The sequence below is a fragment of the Pseudomonas haemolytica genome (assembly GCF_009659625.1).
In the GTDB taxonomy this organism is placed as follows: Bacteria; Pseudomonadota; Gammaproteobacteria; order Pseudomonadales; family Pseudomonadaceae; genus Aquipseudomonas; species Aquipseudomonas haemolytica.
In genome coordinates this window covers 1,048,157-1,067,335 of the sequence record NZ_VOIW01000001.1, presented here as the reverse complement: position 1 = coordinate 1,067,335, position 19,179 = coordinate 1,048,157, and the positions used below count along the sequence as shown (strand labels likewise).

The 19,179-nt window shown below is 56.2% G+C and carries 15 protein-coding genes; all 15 read right to left on the bottom strand.

The features are described from left to right. Positions 1-23 precede the first annotated feature (23 nt). The gene (locus FRT59_RS05000; protein WP_153870707.1) at positions 24-1,256 is read right to left on the bottom strand and encodes an O-antigen translocase; all 1,233 of its coding nucleotides are present in this window, start codon (positions 1,254-1,256) and stop codon (positions 24-26) included. 67 nt (positions 1,257-1,323) lie between these two features. Continuing rightward, positions 1,324-2,460, bottom strand: a complete 1,137-nt coding sequence (gene rffA / locus FRT59_RS04995; RefSeq protein WP_153870706.1) for a dTDP-4-amino-4,6-dideoxygalactose transaminase — start codon at positions 2,458-2,460, stop codon at positions 1,324-1,326. A 180-nt stretch (positions 2,461-2,640) separates the two neighbouring features. Then, positions 2,641-3,513 (bottom strand): glucose-1-phosphate thymidylyltransferase RfbA, encoded by an 873-nt coding sequence (gene rfbA, locus FRT59_RS04990; protein ID WP_153870555.1) that lies wholly within the window; start codon positions 3,511-3,513, stop codon positions 2,641-2,643. Between the two features lie 540 nt (positions 3,514-4,053). After that, positions 4,054-5,364: a Wzz/FepE/Etk N-terminal domain-containing protein gene (locus FRT59_RS04985; RefSeq protein ID WP_198809593.1), complete on the bottom strand. Its 1,311-nt coding sequence runs from the start codon at positions 5,362-5,364 to the stop codon at positions 4,054-4,056. A gap of 348 nt (positions 5,365-5,712) precedes the next feature. After that, on the bottom strand, positions 5,713-5,943 hold the full coding sequence (locus FRT59_RS04980) for a LapA family protein (RefSeq protein ID WP_153870554.1): 231 nt from the start codon (positions 5,941-5,943) through the stop codon (positions 5,713-5,715). A 24-nt stretch (positions 5,944-5,967) separates the two neighbouring features. Next, positions 5,968-6,264: an integration host factor subunit beta gene (ihfB, locus tag FRT59_RS04975; RefSeq protein WP_003189779.1), complete on the bottom strand. Its 297-nt coding sequence runs from the start codon at positions 6,262-6,264 to the stop codon at positions 5,968-5,970. 131 nt (positions 6,265-6,395) lie between these two features. Beyond that, on the bottom strand, positions 6,396-6,680 hold the full coding sequence (locus tag FRT59_RS04970) for a lipoprotein (protein ID WP_034118750.1): 285 nt from the start codon (positions 6,678-6,680) through the stop codon (positions 6,396-6,398). A gap of 160 nt (positions 6,681-6,840) precedes the next feature. Further along, positions 6,841-8,526: a 30S ribosomal protein S1 gene (gene rpsA, locus FRT59_RS04965; RefSeq protein WP_034118749.1), complete on the bottom strand. Its 1,686-nt coding sequence runs from the start codon at positions 8,524-8,526 to the stop codon at positions 6,841-6,843. 119 nt (positions 8,527-8,645) lie between these two features. Then, positions 8,646-9,335 carry a (d)CMP kinase gene (gene cmk / locus FRT59_RS04960; RefSeq protein ID WP_012722932.1) on the bottom strand — a complete coding sequence of 230 codons (690 nt, stop codon included), beginning with the start codon at positions 9,333-9,335 and terminating at the stop codon, positions 8,646-8,648. Continuing rightward, positions 9,332-11,542: a bifunctional prephenate dehydrogenase/3-phosphoshikimate 1-carboxyvinyltransferase gene (locus FRT59_RS04955; protein ID WP_233094164.1), complete on the bottom strand. Its 2,211-nt coding sequence runs from the start codon at positions 11,540-11,542 to the stop codon at positions 9,332-9,334. The genes cmk and FRT59_RS04955 overlap by 4 nt, the downstream gene beginning before the upstream one ends. A 28-nt stretch (positions 11,543-11,570) precedes the next feature. Further along, on the bottom strand, positions 11,571-12,683 hold the full coding sequence (gene hisC, locus FRT59_RS04950) for a histidinol-phosphate transaminase (protein WP_153870553.1): 1,113 nt from the start codon (positions 12,681-12,683) through the stop codon (positions 11,571-11,573). 9 nt (positions 12,684-12,692) lie between these two features. After that, a complete protein-coding gene (gene pheA, locus FRT59_RS04945) occupies positions 12,693-13,787 on the bottom strand; it encodes a prephenate dehydratase (RefSeq protein WP_003172650.1) in 1,095 nt (364 codons plus the stop codon). Continuing rightward, the gene (gene serC, locus FRT59_RS04940) at positions 13,787-14,872 is read right to left on the bottom strand and encodes a 3-phosphoserine/phosphohydroxythreonine transaminase (RefSeq protein WP_034118747.1); all 1,086 of its coding nucleotides are present in this window, start codon (positions 14,870-14,872) and stop codon (positions 13,787-13,789) included. Before serC ends, pheA begins: the two co-directional genes overlap by 1 nt. A 110-nt stretch (positions 14,873-14,982) precedes the next feature. Next, on the bottom strand, positions 14,983-17,637 hold the full coding sequence (gyrA, locus tag FRT59_RS04935; RefSeq protein ID WP_034118746.1) for a DNA gyrase subunit A: 2,655 nt from the start codon (positions 17,635-17,637) through the stop codon (positions 14,983-14,985). A gap of 424 nt (positions 17,638-18,061) precedes the next feature. Next, complete coding sequence (gene mtnA, locus FRT59_RS04930) at positions 18,062-19,132, bottom strand: S-methyl-5-thioribose-1-phosphate isomerase (protein WP_153870552.1); 1,071 nt, start codon at positions 19,130-19,132, stop codon at positions 18,062-18,064. Between the last annotated feature and the right edge of the window lie 47 nt (positions 19,133-19,179).

The following is a 19,179-nucleotide window of genomic DNA, read 5'->3' as shown; positions in this document are numbered from 1 at the left end:
ACATCAATTTAGTGTCTAAGGCGCTATGCTGCTTTTCCTAGATAGATCCGAAAGCCGACAACGCAAACAATGAAATAAATTATATACGTTGCCATGTATCCCAGCATCACCCCCTGTACACCGCTGTACAAAAATGACACCGCGAATACGGCAGTTAAAAATACAAGACTTTGAAAAAACTCAGCTACTACATAAAGCCTTGTCGCGGCCTTAGCCACGGCAACATAGCCAATGACATAAGCAGATATTCTAAAAAAGTCGCCCGACAGTTGATAGATGATTAACTCTTCAAGCTCTTTGAAGTCGGACGAGAGCGCCAGCGGTAGAAAAAAAGAACGCCCAATATATAAAACAGTGCCGCCAACAACAAACAATATCATCACAAACGCCAGATACTTAAAAACCAAGCGTGCTATAACAGACTTGTCATGCTGCTCAGATATCATGGGCATAAAATAATACCCAAGAAACATGCTGAAAAAACCAAGGTATGCACTGGAGAGTTTTATCGCACCCTGCCAAAGACCCGCCTGATGGTATCCCTCACTCGTAATAAGATAATTCCTTACCACCATCTCCACGACTGGAAAAGCAACCGCACTGGTAAATAACATAAGCGAAAATGGCGCCAACAACTTTACCGGCAACTTACGTAACGACAGAAACTTTACTTGGCCATTGAAGCGTGATTTGAGAAAAACAATCACACCCGGGACCAATGGAAAAACCACTATCACGCAGAGCGCGATGACGGCACCCTCCCATCCAAACTTCGCGATAAGCGCCCATGCAATCGGAATGGCCAGAAAACCACCAACGATCTGTATGATCGCGAAAACTTTCGTCTCCTTCAGACCGTTAACTACGCCTACTATCAAATTTGTTAACGCAAAGCCACATTGTGCGACGCCAACGAAAATCACTACCCAGGCGTATTCCGCCCCACCCATGATAACCTTGGCAAGTGGCGCTGAGAAAATCAGGCAAATGGCCAACAGCGCGATAGAGAAATATGACGCATACGAAAATGCTCCAGATACAAAATGGAGCATCTTCGGCGGCAGGCTTTTGTATTCAGCTACATATTTAATGACGCCATTGGTTATCCCACCGCCCGCAATCAGGGATAAGATGGTAATTAAACTCATCAACTGGCCCAAGCTACCCAAGCCTTCAGCCCCCAGATACACCGCGACTAATTTTAGCACGATGAATCCCGCGAGTATTTTCGTTAGATGAGCGAACCCTGTCCACATGGCACTATATAAACCAGACACAAAACCCACCTGAGCACTTTAAGACTACAATTTACATAAACCCGCTTCAGAGGGTACCGTAAAAGCTTTTTACTGCTGCAATAACAGTTTGGATCTGTTGATCGCTCAAGCCATACCATACTGGCAGGCGAATTAAGCTTTCGCTTTCAGCCGTAGTGAAACGATCTACGCCTGCAAACCGACTGAACTTCTCGCCGGCAAGAGCCGAGTGAAGCGGCACATAATGGAACACCGCGCCAACACCCTCAGACTTTAAGTGGGCCAGCAGCGCTGCCCGCGTATCGAGGTCGCAGACTTTGATATAGAACATATGACCATTATGTTCACAATCGACTGGAATGGTAGGCAATCTCAATTTGCCAGCCTCCATCAAGCCTTGTAAACCGGCTTTATACGCATTCCATATTTTCAATCTTGTTTCGTTGATCAGGTTACAGTTATCCAGTTGCCCCCACAGATAGGCGGCTTGGATATCTGATGGAAGATAACTACTCCCTACATCGACCCAGCTGTATTTATCAACCATGCCCCGGAAGTATTGATTGCGATTAGTACCCTTTTCACGAATGATTTCGGCCCGTGAAGAAAAGCGCTCATCATTGATAATCAGGCCCCCACCCTCGCCCGCGCTCGTATAGTTCTTGGTTTCATGAAAACTAAAGGCAGCCAAATGGCCGATCGTCCCCAGAGGACGCCCTTTATACGTTGACATCATCGCCTGCGCTGCGTCTTCAATAACGAAGAGGTCGTGCCGCCGAGCGATATCCATGATCGTATCCATTTCACACGCTACGCCGGCGTAATGAACAGGGACAATCGCCTTGGTCTTTTCGGTAATGGCCGCTTCAATAAGCGTCTCGTCCAGATTCATGGTATCGGCGCGTACGTCTACGAAGACAATGCGTGCGCCGCGCAACACAAAAGCGTTCGCGGTGCTGACAAACGTATAACTGGGCATGATGACTTCGTCACCGGGCTGAATATCCACCAGCAATGCCGCCATTTCCAACGCCTGGGTACAGGAAGGCGTCAACAGGAATTTTTTGCAGCCCAGCGTTTCCTCAAACCATTTTTGGCAAAGCGCAGAATACTTGCCATCACCAGATATTTTTTCACTTCTCATCGCAGCGAGAACATATTGATCTTCGCTGCCGGTGTAGGGTGGTCTATTAAATGGAATCATCATTCATCTCTTAAAAGCGTCAAAAAGCCCAGCTTTTTTCTATACTCAGCAGACTAGTATACGACTAGCTCGCTTCTCGACTCAGAATTTTCAGGATACGGCCCGAGAAATGCCCTATGAGCCAGCGCCTGGAAAATTATGCCACATAGCCAGCCTGATCTGAGTTGATCAACGTAAACCTTATTTTTTTTCTCGTGCAATGCTTAGCAAATACTGACCGTAGGCATTCTTACTGAGGGTTTCTCCGATCCGGACCAACTGATCGACCGTCAGCCAGCCGTTATGAAAGGCGATTTCTTCAAGGCATGCGACCTTGTACCCTTGACGTTTCTCCAGGGTTTCTACGAAGTGGGCAGCCTCAAGCAGGCTCTCATGCGTACCCGTATCGAGCCACGCAAAACCACGCCCTAGAAGCTCGACCCTAAGGTCACCCCGCTTCAGATAGGCTTCATTGATGCTAGTGATCTCCAGCTCACCACGAAGGGACGGCTTCACTTGCTTAGCTATCTCCACAACATCATTGTCGTAAAAATAAAGCCCCGTCACGGCGAAATTGGACTTTGGTTCAGACGGTTTTTCTTCGATCGAGATCGCACGCTTTTGTTCGTCAAACTCCACTACACCGAAGCGTTCCGGGTCTTTTACCTGATAACCGAAGACACTTGCACCATTCGCTTGCCCGGCAGCCGAACGGAGCATCGGGCTGAAACCCTGACCATAAAATATGTTGTCGCCCAGCACCAGGCACACCGAATCATCGCCAATGAACTCTTCACCGATAATGAAAGCTTGAGCAAGGCCATCAGGCTGTGGTTGAACCGCGTAGCTGATATTCACGCCAAAATCACTGCCGTCGCCGAGCAAGCGCTTGAAGCCATCAATATCCACCGGCGTGCTGATAAGCAAGATGTCGCGGATGCCTGCCAAAAAAAGAACTGACAATGGATAATAAATCATTGGCTTGTCATATACAGGTAACAGCTGCTTGGAAACACCCTTGGTTATCGGGTAAAGCCGCGTCCCGGAACCACCAGCCAAAACAATACCTTTCATTGGATTAAAATTTCCCTTTCATGCCGATAAAATTAACGGGCAGCGGAGGCGCTGGCCTTGAGGATTACTAATATTGACGCAGTTGACCGACCCCAGCAGCGCCAGGTTCCATGATAAAGGTGTGAATTTCATCACGCCTGCGCGCAGCCATGCCTCCATCAATCTGACCCTGACCCGCCAAATCTCTCATTCTCCTAGCGGGCCAGAGCCAGTCATACCTTTTTGCGGTGCATCGAAACACAAGCGTAGTTGAGGGGTGGGAGCTTCGTTCGCATACCTGGAAAATCCGACAAAGCGAAGGCTGCCGAGCGCTTTGCATGCATAGATAAAGCTTCAACAAGCACTGAATGACAGGCACGAAGCCTGATTAAAGTTAACACGCTGGCTAAACACATCGCCTACAGGACACGCTATACGCCTGAGCCAATAACGGAACAGCCAAAAGGTACGCGCCGCACCGCAACCAATAATCGAGCCAGCCTGGAAGGAGCACACACTTTTTAAGCTGATAGCTCCAGGCAATGCAATACGCTACGAACTTCAAACCATCGAATTATTTACCAACGATACAGGTACTGGTACTGCTGCTCGCTGCTGGCTAAGAATAGAGCGGAGGGCGACAATCGCAACACCGAGCCCGAGCCCGAACAACAAGCCGAATATGATGATCAACTTTCTATTGGGCTTAATCGGGTTAAGAGGCTCCAAGGCCTGCTTATCGATTGTGACCAGTTTCAAACGACTCATGTCAATATCGAGCCCCTGCAACCGCACAGCTTCAGCGCGCAACGACTGGACACCGGCGAGAAACACGTCTTCATTCTGGCGACTATTTAAAATTTCAACTTCGCGATTATTTTCAAGCAACTGCAGTTCCTTGGCAATCTCCCCAATCCTCCTAGCAGTGAAGTCGTCGGATTTCCTCTGCTGCAGAGCACTACGTTCAGCCTCTAATGCCTCCGATCCCATGAAGTAAAGCGGGATCTGCTGATTATTGACTTCGGTTCGCATAGTGGTAGGCGTGCCCACTCGATCCGCCTCACCCAATGAGGTTGGTGTAGTGGGTTTACGGATCCCTAAAGATTTGGCGATGCCGATGGCTTCGTTTAGCTGCGCAACTCGGTCGGCGCGCTCAGTCTTCAACTGGGTACGTAAAGCCTTGAGCTCATCACGCAGTTGAGCACGACGTAGATTGTTGGATTCTTGCAGCGAGACAATCTTGGCTTCTTTGTCATTATCATAACTAGAACGCGCAGCCTTAAGCTTTCCATTCAATTCGTTCAGTCGGTTTTTGACAATAACATTTAGGTCGGCCGCAATATGCTCTCTTTCCGTTGCTATCGCGTAATTCACAAATCCATTGAGGATAGTTACCCCATCAACATCTTTGGGATAGTTCATTTCAATTCGAATAAAAGAACTCAGGATGTCTGCTTTCTTTGGGTCTGGGAGGGACAGACTAATCGAGTTACGGTTGAACTCTTCGAAGCTCTGCTCGAGCGTCCGACCCGGGCGCTCAAACTCTTTGAAGAGCTTCTGGTTTTCACGAAAAAAACCAAGCCTGGTTTCATAGGACTCCAACGCAGCACCAACTCTGGTCAATGCCTCCCCAGGAGGAAGGGCGTAAATCTCAGAGCGATTAAGCGCATCCAGCTCGTTAATAGCCGCAGGCCTCAACACGCTGCTCACCTGATACTCAGGAGTGGCGATAAACGCATATGCCACAGCGATCAAGCCTACTGCGGCAGTTACTAGCGCTATGAATTTCTTCTGTTTGCAGACGGCCTCAGAGACTGCGATGAGGCTGATCTCAAATGGCGGTACCGGGGGCGCGCGGAAGCTACTACTCACAACAAAAACCTGCCTTCAAAGAGAAACTGCGGGCTCGTTATGCAGGCAGAAATTGTGTATTTTTTATTTTAATTGGATGACCGCCAAAAACCCGGCGTCTCTGCCAAATTTTGAGCGCACAAAATGCCTGTTATCGAGAACAGATTCCATTTTGCCATCTCTCTGACATATTACAAGTCTTGACACGTATGTAGGATGATTCTGATTAACCTGTGCGTGCAATCTGAACCATCGGAGCAATGTGAACAGGCCTCCGCGCGAAACTCAAAAAGCGTTGCATCATAAGGTTTCTGACAAACGGTCATCAAAGCCATTAAGACGACGTCACCTTTGCAACAGAACCTATCGCTAGGCAATCGACTTATATCGGCTTCTACGCACAAATACCCCTAACAGCGGCCCTATCAGCATCCCCACAATCAAAGCCGCCACCACAAATACCGCCACCGGCATTTGCGCAGTACTCCACCCCAGGAATGACAGCGCAACGCCCTGCTGATTCTCGAGCACGAATGCCAAAACCACCAACGCCGCAAGCACTGCAATCAATACCGCAACAACGCGCTTAACCCCACGCATAACTTTCTCCTACCCCAAAAACACTCAGACGCCTTCTTCCTCTTCTTCGTTCACCCGATCGCGCAATTCCTTGCCCGGCTTGAAGTGGGGCACGAACTTGCCGTCGAGGCTCACGGACTGGCCGGTTTTTGGGTTGCGACCTACGCGCGGTGCGCGGTAGTGCAGTGAGAAACTACCGAAGCCGCGGATCTCGATACGATCCCCGGTAGCCAGGCACTGGGACATTTGCTCAAGCATGGTCTTGATAGCCAGCTCTACATCCTTGGATGAGAGCAGCCCTTGATGGGTGACAATTCGTTCGATCAACTCCGACTTCGTCATATTTTTCCCTTCTTTTTCAAGCAGCTAGGAAAAGCGCTTCGAAGGTTTTAGCATGACTTGACGATTTTGAACAGCCCATGAGCGAACTAATCTGCTGAGAGAATAAACACCTACGGCGAACACAAACGCCCTCACTTACAGATCACCAACATCGTCCGAGTCACCGCACCTGCAGGGTTCCAACCAAACAGGTAGTCACCCTCTTCATCCTGGGCATCACTGGAGCGGGCGACGACCTTGTAACCCTGCATCTTGCACTCACGGGCAGCACGCTTCTCGCACTTCTCCCATTTATTGCCCAAGCCGGAGCAGTCGATCTCGATGCCACTGGCGCCGCGCTTGGCGTGGGTCGTGGCACTGGTGGAGGAACAGCCTGCAAGCACCACTAATGCGAGTATTACAATAATCCTGTTCATTCAAACCCTTACTGAATCAGCAACGCGAAATAGCATCTTTAACGACTATAGTCAGTTCTGACAGCGAGCTGAACGCCATGGTTCTATGTTGTTGATTCATCAAATTTCAGGCGCAAAAAAGGGCGACCGAAGTCGCCCTTTTTCTATAGCTTTACAGAACTTAGTTCTGCTTAGCCATAGCCTGGCGCAGCAGTGCCGCCATGGTGGTATCAGCAGCAGCTTCCGGGGCCGATTCTTTCAGGCTCTGGATAGCTTCTTTCTCTTCAACTTCGTCTTTCGACTTGATGGAGAGTTGGATTACGCGGCTCTTGCGGTCAACGCTGATGATCTTGGCTTCTACTTCCTGGCCTTCTTTCAGAACGTTGCGCGCGTCTTCAACGCGGTCACGGCTGATTTCGGAGGCTTTCAGAGTCGCTTCGATATCGTCGGCCAGAGTGATGATGGCGCCTTTAGCGTCAACTTCTTTCACAGTGCCCTTAACGATTGCGCCTTTGTCGTTCTCTTGAACGTACTCGGAGAACGGATCGCTTTCCAGCTGCTTGATGCCCAGGGAGATGCGCTCGCGCTCTGGGTCAACCGACAGGATAACGGTGTCCAGCTCGTCGCCCTTCTTGAAACGACGAACAGCTTCTTCGCCAACTTCGTTCCAGGAGATGTCGGACAGGTGAACCAGGCCGTCGATGCCGCCGTCCAGACCAATGAAGATACCGAAATCGGTGATCGACTTGATGGTGCCGGAGATTTTATCGCCCTTGTTGAACTGGCCAGAGAAATCTTCCCATGGGTTAGATTTGCACTGCTTGATGCCCAGGGAGATACGACGACGCTCTTCGTCGATGTCCAGAACCATAACTTCCACTTCGTCGCCGACTTGTACGACTTTCGAAGGGTGGATGTTCTTGTTGGTCCAGTCCATTTCGGAAACGTGCACCAGGCCTTCCACGCCTTCTTCCAGCTCTGCGAAGCAGCCGTAGTCGGTCAGGTTGGTAACACGCGCGGTAACGCGAGTGCTTTCTGGGTAACGAGCCTTGATAGCAACCCATGGATCTTCGCCCAGCTGCTTCAAGCCCAGGGAAACGCGGTTACGCTCACGATCGTACTTCAGAACCTTGACATCGATCTCGTCGCCAACGTTGACGATTTCGGAAGGATGCTTGATACGCTTCCAAGCCATGTCGGTAATGTGCAGCAGGCCATCGACGCCACCCAGATCGACGAATGCGCCGTAATCGGTGAGGTTCTTGACGATACCTTTGACTTGTTGGCCTTCCTGCAGGGATTCCAGCAGAGCTTCACGCTCGGCGGAGTTCTCTGCTTCCAGGACGCTGCGACGGGAAACGACAACGTTGTTGCGCTTCTGATCGAGCTTGATGACCTTGAATTCGAGTTCCTTGCCTTCCAGGTGCGTGGTGTCGCGCACTGGACGAACATCGACCAAAGAACCTGGCAGGAACGCACGGATGCCGTTAACGTCGACAGTGAAGCCGCCTTTAACCTTACCGTTGATAACGCCCTTGACCACTTCTTCAGCTGCGAAGGCTGCTTCGAGAACAATCCAGCATTCAGCGCGCTTGGCTTTTTCACGGGACAGCTTGGTTTCACCGAAACCGTCTTCAACCGAGTCCAGAGCAACGTGAACTTCGTCACCGACATTGATAGTCAGGTCGCCAGCATCGTTGTAGAACTGTTCCAGCGGGATCAGAGCTTCAGACTTCAGACCAGCGTGAACGGTTACCCAGCGAGCTTGGTAATCGATATCAACGATAACACCGGTGATGATGGAGCCTGCCTGAAGGTTCAGGGTTTTTAGGCTTTCTTCAAAGAGTTCCGCAAAGCTTTCGCTCATTTTAATTCCTGTTGATGAGGGCGAAGAATACGCCCATCTCCACACCCCAGACGGTGTGGGTTAGTTTCAATTAGAAGAAGCACCACAGGACTATGACTGGTCCCCTGCGGCCCTCTTGGTCACCCGGCGATATCGCGAATGGCGATTTCACTCATGATGCGTTCCAGCACCTGCTCGATGGACAACTCCGTGGAATCCAGCTGTATTGCGTCAGCCGCCGGCTTGAGCGGGGCTACCGCACGCTGGGTATCACGCTCATCGCGTGCACGGATCTCATCTAGCAGACTCGACAGACTAACACCATCGACTTTGCCCTTCAACTGCAAGTAGCGGCGGCGCGCCCGCTCCTCGGCGCTGGCGGTCAGGAAAATCTTCAGCGGCGCCTCGGGAAATACCACCGTGCCCATGTCGCGGCCATCGGCCACCAGGCCCGGCGGCTCCTGAAACGCCCGCTGGCGCTGCAGCAAGGCATCACGCACGGCCGGCAGCGCGGCAACCTGGGACGCCCAGGAGCCGACTTGTTCGTTACGCAGGTCGTCGGTCACATCATCGCCTTCCAGGATGATGCGCTGAGGATGACCTTCCGTCGCGCCGACGAACTGCACGTCAAGGTGCGCCGCCAGTAGCTTCAGGGATTCTTCGTTGGTCAGGTCGACGCCATGGTTGCGTGCAGCGAACGCCAGCAGGCGGTACAGCGCGCCGGAATCGAGCAGGCACCAACCCAGGCGCTTGGCCAGAATGCCGGCGATTGTGCCTTTGCCCGAACCGCTTGGCCCGTCGATGGTAATCACCGGTGCTTTGATATTCACAATTGAGCCTCTTGGGCAACACGGATGCCGACTTGGGCACACAGTGTAAGAAAGTTCGGAAAAGATGTAGCAACGTTGGCGCAGTCACGGATACGAATCGGCGCTGCCGCCCGCAAGGAAGCCACGCTGAACGCCATGGCAATCCGGTGATCGCCACGGGCGTGCACTTCACCACCGCCCATCGGGCCACCGTCAATGATAATCCCATCGGGGGAGGGTTCACACTTAACACCCAGGGCCAGCAGACCATCGGCCATGACCTGGATGCGGTCGGACTCCTTGAGACGCAGCTCTTCGGCGCCGCGCAGCACGGTACGGCCTTTGGCGCAGGCAGCCGCCACAAACAGCACGGGAAACTCATCGATCGCCAACGGCACCAAGGCTTCTGGAATCTCGATGCCTTTTAGCACGGCAGCCCGGACACGCAGATCGGCAACCGGCTCGCCACCCACTTCACGCGGGTTTTCCAAGGTGATATCCGCGCCCATCAGCCGCAGGATATCGATCACCCCGGTGCGGGTCGGGTTGACACCGACATGCTCGAGCAACAACTCGGAGCCCTCGGCAATCGACGCCGCCACCAGGAAAAACGCCGCAGACGAAATATCCCCCGGCACTTCAATATGGGTAGCGGTCAATTTATGGCCAGATTCCACCGACGCCGTCGCGCCCTCCACCGCCACCGGATAACCAAAACCGCGCAACATGCGCTCGGTATGGTCGCGGGTCGGTGCAGGCTCGGTCACCGCGGTTTTACCTTGTGCATACAGGCCAGCCAGCAACAGGCAGGACTTGACCTGCGCACTGGCCATTGGCAGCGCGTAAGTCAGACCTTTCAGCACCTGACCGCCACGAATGGTCAGTGGCGGACGGCCTTCCGGCCCGGTGTCGATCACCGCGCCCATTTCCCGCAGCGGCTTGGCCACGCGGTTCATCGGGCGCTTGGACAGCGATGCATCGCCCGTCAGCACACTGTCGAAGCTCTGCGCAGCCAGCAAGCCAGCCAACAGGCGCATCGACGTACCGGAGTTGCCCAGGTAGATCGGCCCAGGCGCTGCCTTCAAACCGTGCAGGCCGACGCCATGGATAGTCACGCGCCCATGGTGCGGCCCTTCAATCACCACGCCCATGTCGCGAAACGCCTGCAAGGTCGCCAGGGCGTCTTCGCCCTCAAGAAAACCTTCGACTTCCGTCACGCCCTCAGCCAGCGAACCGAGCATGATCGACCGATGGGAGATCGACTTGTCACCCGGCACCCGGATACGCCCGCTCAAGCGGCCACCCGGGTTGGCGATGAAAGTCAGCTCATCGGTATTCACTGCGGTTTCCATATAGGCCCGGCGCGCCAGGATCTTGCTGAAATGCTCACGCGCCACCCGCGCACGGGTGAACACGCCCAATAATTGATGACCATCGCCGGCATCGACCGCGTCGCGCAAGGCGTCGAGATCACTGCGGAAAGTGTCCAGGGTACGCAACACCGCTTCGCGATTGGCGAGGAAGATGTCGTGCCACATCACCGGGTCGCTGCCGGCAATCCGCGTGAAGTCGCGGAAGCCGCCGGCGGCGTAACGGAAAATCTCGAGGTTCTCGTTGCGCTTGGCCAACGAATCTACCAAGCCAAATGCCAGCAGATGGGGCAGATGACTGGTCGCCGCCAGCACTTCGTCGTGGCGCTCGACCTGCATATGCTCCACATCCGCCCCCAACTCGCGCCAGAGACGATCCACCACAGCCAACGCCGCAGGATCGGTTTGCGCAAGCGGCGTCAGGATCACTTTATGCCGACGGAACAACTGCGCATTGGAAGCTTCCACCCCGCTCTGCTCGGACCCCGCAATCGGGTGGCCCGGCACAAAGCGCGGCGGCATGGCGCCAAACGCCCGCTGCGCAGCACGCACCACGTTGCCCTTGGCACTGCCGACGTCCGTGAGAATCGCCTGCCCCAGGTCCATGCCAGCCAGTACCGCCAGCAGTTTCTCCATGGCCAGGATCGGTACGGCGAGCTGGATCACGTCCGCGCCTTGGCAAGCGATGGCCAGGTCCGCCTCACAGCGGTCCACCACACCCAACTCCACCGCCAACTTGCGCGACTGCGGGTCCAGGTCCACACCCACAACTTCGCCACACAGCCCGCTTTCCCGCAGGCCTTTGGCGAAGGAGCCACCGATCAACCCCAGGCCCACTACCACCAGGCGACCGATCATAGGCACAGCAGGTTGCAATGCAGTGACATCAACCACGGGCCAGAACCTTGGCCAGCGCCTCGAGGAAACGGCTGTTCTCAGCCGGCAAACCGATGGTGATTCGCAGGTGGTTCGGCATACCGTAGTTGGCCACCGGGCGCACGATCACGCCTTCGCGCAGCAAGCCCTGGAATACCGGCGCAGCTACTTGGCCGAGGTCGACACAGATAAAGTTGCCCTTGGACGGAATCCAGCCCAGGCCCAACTCGCGAAAGCCTTCCTGCAATTGCAGCATGCCGCTTTCGTTGATGCGACGCCCTTCTTCCAGGTATTCGGCATCCTTCACCGCCGCACAGGCGGCCGCCAGGGCCAGGCTGTTGACGTTGAACGGTTGACGCACGCGGTTCAGCACGTCGGCAACTACCGCCGTGGACAAGCCGTAGCCAACCCGCAGCGAAGCCAGGCCATAGGCCTTGGAGAACGTACGCGACACCAGCAGGTTCGGGTACGCTGCCAGGAAATCCAAACCATCCGGCAGGTCGCTGCCTTCGGCGTACTCGATATAGGCTTCGTCGAGCACTACCAGCACATGCTCCGGCACATCCTGCAGGAATTCATTCAGCGCCTGCTCATCGAACCAGGTGCCAGTCGGGTTGTTCGGGTTGGCGATAAACACCACGCGGGTTTGCGCATCGATTGCCGCCAGCATCGCCGGCAGGTCATGGCCCCAGTCTTTCGCGGGAATGACACGGGCATCAGCCCCCACGGCCTGGGTGACAATCGGGTAGACCGCAAAGGCATGCTCGCTGAACACGGCATTCAGCCCAGGCGCCAGGTAGGCACGACCGACCAACTCAAGGATGTCGTTGGAGCCATTGCCCAACGTCACCTGATCCAGTTCGACCCGACACTTGCTCGCCAACAGGGACTTGAGCGCAAAGCCGTTGCCATCGGGGTAACGGGTCAATTCAGCCAATTCTTCACGAATCGCCGCCACTACTTTAGGGCTCGGGCCCAGCGGGTTTTCGTTACTCGCCAGCTTGACGATTTGGGACGGATCCAGATTCAACTCACGGGCCAGTTCGTCCACAGGCTTGCCTGGAACGTAAGGCGAGAGTTGTTGCACGCCCGGCTGCGCCAGGGCGAGGAAGTTGCCACTCATGTCAAAGCCTCACAGAACCGCTTTCGGGTAGGAGCCCAGCACCTTGAGTGCCACGGCTTCCTGACTGATTTTCTCCAGCACGCCCTTGACCAGCGGGTCGCGGTGATGGCCGATGAAGTCGATAAAGAACACATAAGTCCATTTACCGCTGCGCGAAGGACGAGTCTCGATGCGCGTCAGGTCAATCCCGTTATCGTGGAACGGCACCAGCAGCTCATGCAGCGCGCCGGGCTTGTTGCTCATGGAGACGATGATCGAGGTCTTGTCGTCGCCGGTTGGCGGCACTTCCTGACTGCCGATCATCAAAAAGCGCGTGGAGTTGTCCGGGCGGTCCTCGATCTTTTCGGCCAGGCGCGTCAGGCCATACAGGCCCGCAGCCATATCACCGGCAATCGCCGCCGAGTTCCACTCACCCTTGACCCGCTTGGCGGCCTCAGCGTTACTGGAGACCGCCACGCGCTCGACATTCGGGTAATGCGCATCCAGCCACTTGCGACACTGGGCCAAGGACTGGGCGTGGGAGTAGATACGGCTGATGCTGTCGGTCTTGGTGTTCTCACCCACCAGCAGGTGGTGGTGGATACGCAGCTCGACTTCGCCACAGATCACCATGTCGTGCTCGAGGAAGCTGTCCAGCGTGTGGTTGACCGCGCCTTCGGTGGAGTTTTCCACCGGCACCACGCCAAAATTCACCGCGCCGGCCGCTACTTCACGGAACACTTCGTCGATAGCTGCCATCGGTTTGCTGATAACCGCGTGGCCGAAGTGCTTCATGGCCGCCGCCTGGGTGAAGGTGCCTTCAGGGCCGAGATAGGCGACTTTCAGTGGCTGCTCAAGGGCCAGGCACGACGACATGATTTCACGGAACAACCGCGCCATCTCTTCGTTACCCAATGGCCCCTTGTTGCGCTCCATCACGCGCTTGAGCACCTGGGCTTCGCGTTCAGGCCGGTAGAACACCGGCACTTCGCCTTCCGCCAGGGACGCCATTTTCACCCGTGCCACTTCCTGGGCGCAGCGCGCGCGCTCACTGATCAGCTCCAGGACTTTTTCGTCCAGGCTGTCAATGCGTACGCGCAGGGCCTTGAGTTCTTGCTCAGACATTAGCCGTGTTCCTTTTCGAACTCTGCCATGTAGGCAACCAGCGCATTGATAGCGTGGATGTCGACAGCATTGTAGATAGAGGCGCGCATGCCACCCACCGAACGGTGACCCTTGAGGTTCAGCAGGCCGCGCGCGTCGGCACCGGCCAGGAACGGCTTGTCCAGGCGATCATCGGCCAGGCGGAATGGCACGTTCATCCACGAACGGTCGGTGAGGTTGATCGGGTTGCTGTACAAACCGCTGGCGTCAATGAAGTCGTACAGGGTGCGCTTCTTCTCTTCGTTGCGCTTGCCCATGGCAGCCACACCGCCCTGCTCTTTCAGCCATTCGAACACCAGGCCCGACAGGTACCAGGAAAACGCCGGCGGCGTGTTGTACATCGAGCCGTTATCGGCCGCGACCTTGTAGTTGAGCATGGTCGGGCACAGCGAACGGGCGCGACCGAGCAGGTCTTCGCGAACGATATTGACCAGGATGCCGCTCGGGCCGATGTTCTTCTGCGCACCGGCATAGATCATGCCGTACTTGGATACATCTATCGGGCGCGAGAGGATGTCCGAAGACATGTCGCACACCAACGGCACGTCACCCACTTCCGGCACCCAGTCGAACTCCAGGCCGCCGATGGTTTCGTTCGCGACGTAGTGAACGTAGGCCGCATCCTTCGACAGCTTCCACTCGTTCTGGCCTGGAATGGCGAAGTAGTCGTAGGGCTTTGCAGTGCCTGCCACATTGACATGACCGTAACGGGAAGCCTCTTCGATGGCCTTCTGGCCCCAGATACCGGTGTCGATATAGTCGGCAGTGCCGTCTTCCGGCAGCAGGTTCAGCGGGATTTGAGCGAACTGCTGGCTCGCGCCCCCTTGCAGGAACAGCACTTTGTAGTCGGATGGGATGGCCAGCAAGTCGCGCAGGTCCTGCTCGGCCTTGGTGGCGATGGACACGAACTCATCGCTGCGATGGCTCATTTCCATCACGGAGAGGCCTTTTCCATGCCAGTCGAGGAGTTCACCCTGCGCACGCTGCAGGACTGCTTCAGGAAGCGCCGCGGGACCGGCACAGAAGTTATAGGCTCTCTTGCTCACATCCAATCTCACTCTGATCTGGTGGGGTGGTGCAATAAATCGGGTTTCAATACTTTCATAAGGGACAAACAACAAGGGGGCGAATCTTCATCCGCCCCCTGTGTGTCCGCTTATTCCTGCGGTTCTTCTTCGTCTGCGGCAGCATCGAGGGTTGGCTCGTCGACGTTGTCATCGCCGGCTGCGATCACCTCGCCTTCAAATTCCTCTCCTTCCAGCTCTTCGCCTTCGACTTCCGATGGCTCCTGTACTCGCTCCAGGCCGACCAGTTTCTCGTCCTTGGCCAGCTTGATCAGGGTCACGCCCTGGGTGTTACGGCCCAGGCTCGACACCTCAGCTACACGGGTACGCACCAGGGTGCCCTGGTCGGAAATCAGCATGATCTCCTCGCCATCGAGCACCTGTACCGCACCGACCAGACGGCCGTTGCGATCGTTGCTGACCATGGCGATCACGCCCTGGCCGCCACGCTTGTACTCCGGGAACTCGCTGATGGCAGTGCGCTTGCCATAACCACGCTCGGAAGCGGTGAGGATCTGGCTGCCTTCTTCCGGGATCAGCATCGAAATCAGCTTCTGCCCTTCCGGCAGGCGCATGCCGCGCACGCCGCGGGCGGTACGGCCCATGGCGCGAACGTCGGATTCCTTGAAGCGTGTCACCTTGCCGCCGTCGGAGAACAGCATGACTTCGCGCTCGCCATCGGTAATGGCGGCGGAAATCAGTACGTCGCCTTCATCCAGCTCCAGGGCGATCAGGCCCACGCTGCGTTGACGGCTGAAGGATTCCAGCGGGGTCTTCTTCACGGTGCCTTTGGCGGTCGCCATGAAGATGTAGTGACCTTCGGTGTATTCCTCGACCGGCAGCATGGTGGTGATGTATTCATCACTGTCCAGCGGCAGCAGGTTGACCAACGGACGACCACGGGCGGCACGGGAGGCTTCCGGGATCTCGTAGGTTTTCAGCCAGTACACCTTGCCCTTGCTGGAGAACAGCAGCAGCGTGGTGTGGCTATTGGCGACCAGCAGGTGAGCGATGTAGTCCTCATCCTTCACGCCGGTGGCCGATTTACCTTTACCGCCACGACGCTGGGCCTGGTAAGCAGCCAGCGGTTGGGTCTTGGCATAGCCACCGTGGGAGATGGTCACCACGCGCTCTTCTTCCGGGATCATGTCACCCAGGGTCAGGTCGAGGCGCGCATCGAGGATCTCGGTGCGGCGCACGTCGCCGTATTCGGCGCGGATCACTTCCAGTTCTTCGCGGATCACTTCCATCAGGCGCACGGCGCTGCTGAGGATGCGGATCAACTCGCCGATCTGGTTGAGGATCTCCTGGTACTCGGCCAGCAGCTTCTCGTGCTCCAGGCCGGTCAGACGGTGCAGGCGCAGTTCCAGGATGGCCTGGGCCTGTTCCGGCGACAGGAAGTACTTGCCTTCGCGCAGACCGTATTGTGGGTCCAGGGTCTCTGGACGGCACGAGTCGGCGCCGGCACGTTCAACCATGGCCACCACGGCGCTGGATTCCCAAGGTGTGCTGATCAGCGCTTCCTTGGCTTCCGACGGGGTTGGCGAAGCCTTGATCAAGGCGATCACCGGGTCGATGTTCGACAACGCAACGGCCTGGCCTTCCAGGATGTGCCCGCGTTCGCGGGCCTTGCGCAGTTCGAACACGGTACGGCGGGTCACCACTTCGCGGCGGTGACGTACGAAGGCTTCGAGCAGGTCCTTGAGGTTCAGGATGCGCGGGCGGCCATCGATCAACGCAACCACGTTGATACCAAACACGCTTTGCAGCTGGGTCTGGGCGTAGAGATTGTTGAGGATCACCTCAGGCACTTCGCCACGACGCAGCTCGATCACCACGCGCATACCGTCTTTGTCAGACTCATCGCGCAGCTCAGTGATGCCTTCGAGCTTCTTCTCTTTAACCAGCTCGGCGATCTTCTCGATCAGACGCGCCTTGTTCAGCTGGTAAGGGAGTTCAGTGATGACGATCTGCTGGCGGCCACCGACCTTGTCGATGTCTTCGATCATCGAGCGGGCACGCATGTAAATGCGCCCGCGGCCGGTGCGGTAGGCTTCGATGATGCCGGCGCGACCGTTGATGATCGCAGCGGTCGGGAAGTCCGGGCCCGGGATGTATTGCATCAGCTCATCGACAGTCAGCTCAGGGTTGTCGATAAGGGCCAGGCAACCGTCGATGACTTCACCGAGGTTGTGCGGCGGGATGTTGGTGGCCATGCCCACGGCGATACCGCTGGAACCGTTGACCAGCAGGTTGGGGATCTTGGTCGGCATGACAGCCGGGATCATTTCGGTGCCGTCGTAGTTCGGCACCCAGTCCACGGTTTCTTTGTGCAGGTCGGCCAGCAGCTCGTGCGCCAGCTTGGTCATGCGCACTTCGGTGTATCGCATGGCCGCGGCGTTGTCGCCGTCCACCGAACCGAAGTTGCCCTGGCCGTCTACCAGCAGGTAGCGCAGGGAAAACGGCTGGGCCATCCGAACGATGGTGTCGTACACCGCAGTGTCGCCGTGAGGGTGATACTTACCGATCACGTCACCGACAACACGGGCAGATTTCTTGTACGGCTTGTTCCAGTCGTTACTCAGCTCGCTCATCGCGAAGAGCACACGCCGGTGCACGGGCTTCAAGCCATCGCGCGCATCAGGCAGTGCCCGACCGACAATTACGCTCATCGCGTAGTCGAGGTAGGACTGTTTCAGCTCGTCTTCGATATTGACCGGGAGGATTTCTTTGGCCAGTTCGCCCATGAGAAGCCTGATTCCTTTTTCGGGTGAAACTTCGTCACATCCATATGGGACGAACGAAGCTCGCCGCTGCCGGCACGGTGCCTGACAACGACTTACGACAAATCAACGAGTTATGACACGGATCTGCACGTTATAGGCCACCCCTCGGGGCAGCCCTGGAAACCGCCGGATGTTATCACAATCGCCGCCACGCACCTATCCCCCTGATGCGCATGGAGGCTAGTAATTTGACGGATGACAGGCTTGAGGGCGACGAGAGGGGCTCAGAAGTGGGGTGGTACTGTTTTATGAGGGTAGATCCGGATGTTTTGTTGACTTTAAGGGCCAATCGGGAGCAAGCCCCCTCTCACATTTGATTTGTGAACACATTCCAAATGTGGGAGGGGGCTTGCTCCCGATGGCAATCTGATAGACACCCAAGCACTTAATGCAAGCGCTTACGGCACATCAGCTTGGCCAACTTTGCGGTGTCCGGCCGTTCGACAATGCCCTTCTCAGTCACGATCACATCGATCAAATCCGCCGGCGTTACATCGAACACCGGATTGAATGCATCCGCCCCCAACCGCTGCCCTACAATTTCCAGCAGCTCGGCCGGGTCACGCTCTTCCAGCGCGACGTCATCGCCAGTGGCCATCATCATGTCAATGGTCGAACTCGGCGCCACCACCATAAAGCGCACGCCATGATGCATGGCGCAGACGGCCAGCTGATAAGTGCCTATCTTGCTGATCACATCGCCGTTGGCCGCAATGCAGTCGGCGCCGACGATCACCCAGGTCACGCCCTTGGTCTTGAGGATATGCGCGCCCGCCGAGTCAGCATTCACCGTCACCGGGATGCCCTCGCCCGCCAGCTCCCAGGCGGTCAGCCGCGAACCTTGCAGCCAAGGCCGGGTCTCGTTGACATAGACTTGTTCGACCAACCCGTCCAGGAACGCTGCGCGAATAACCCCGAGGGCCGTGCCGACTCCCCCCGTGGCCAAAGCGCCAGTGTTGCCATGAGTCAGGATCGCCTGAGCGTTACCCTGGTGCTTGCGAATCCGCTCTACGCCCAGTTGGGCCATGACGAAATTGGCCTCCCGGTCGCTTTCATGGATCGCGATGGCTTCGGCTTCCAGCACTGCCAGCGGGTCGGCGTGCTTCTTGAGGCGGTCCAGGCGGTCGCGCATGCGCTTCAAGGCCCAGAACAGGTTCGACGCAGTAGGTCGGGTATCGGCCAACAGTGCGTAATCTTCTTCCCATGCAGCCTGCCAGTCGCCACCTTCGGCGAGGCGCTTACGGGCAGCCAGGACCAAGCCATAGGCGGCGCAGATGCCGATGGCCGGTGCGCCGCGCACCACCATCGAGCGAATGGCCTCGGCCACAGCCTCGACGGTATCGCAGGCCACCCAGCTCTCCCGGGACGGCAAAACACGCTGATCGAGCAGGTGCAGCGCGCCATCACGCCAAACGATGGCCTTCACTTTCTCTGCAGCTAACAGTCGGTCGCGCATCCCTTACCCCGCACTCATGAACAAAAGCCGCGGATTATAGCGATCCG

Excerpts from the sequence above, each read along its gene's own strand:
- FRT59_RS05000 (WP_153870707.1), bottom strand. The coding sequence starts at position 1,256 with ATGTGGACAGGGTTCGCTCATCTAACGAAAATACTCGCGGGATTCATC.
- rffA (WP_153870706.1), bottom strand. The coding sequence starts at position 2,460 with ATGATTCCATTTAATAGACCACCCTACACCGGCAGCGAAGATCAATAT.
- rfbA (WP_153870555.1), bottom strand. The coding sequence starts at position 3,513 with ATGAAAGGTATTGTTTTGGCTGGTGGTTCCGGGACGCGGCTTTACCCG.
- FRT59_RS04980 (WP_153870554.1), bottom strand. The coding sequence starts at position 5,943 with ATGCGTGGGGTTAAGCGCGTTGTTGCGGTATTGATTGCAGTGCTTGCG.
- ihfB (WP_003189779.1), bottom strand. The coding sequence starts at position 6,264 with ATGACGAAGTCGGAGTTGATCGAACGAATTGTCACCCATCAAGGGCTG.
- FRT59_RS04970 (WP_034118750.1), bottom strand. The coding sequence starts at position 6,680 with ATGAACAGGATTATTGTAATACTCGCATTAGTGGTGCTTGCAGGCTGT.
- rpsA (WP_034118749.1), bottom strand. The coding sequence starts at position 8,526 with ATGAGCGAAAGCTTTGCGGAACTCTTTGAAGAAAGCCTAAAAACCCTG.
- FRT59_RS04955 (WP_233094164.1), bottom strand. The coding sequence starts at position 11,542 with ATGATCGGTCGCCTGGTGGTAGTGGGCCTGGGGTTGATCGGTGGCTCC.
- hisC (WP_153870553.1), bottom strand. The coding sequence starts at position 12,683 with ATGAGTGGCAACTTCCTCGCCCTGGCGCAGCCGGGCGTGCAACAACTC.
- pheA (WP_003172650.1), bottom strand. The coding sequence starts at position 13,787 with ATGTCTGAGCAAGAACTCAAGGCCCTGCGCGTACGCATTGACAGCCTG.
- gyrA (WP_034118746.1), bottom strand. The coding sequence starts at position 17,637 with ATGGGCGAACTGGCCAAAGAAATCCTCCCGGTCAATATCGAAGACGAG.
- mtnA (WP_153870552.1), bottom strand. The coding sequence starts at position 19,132 with ATGCGCGACCGACTGTTAGCTGCAGAGAAAGTGAAGGCCATCGTTTGG.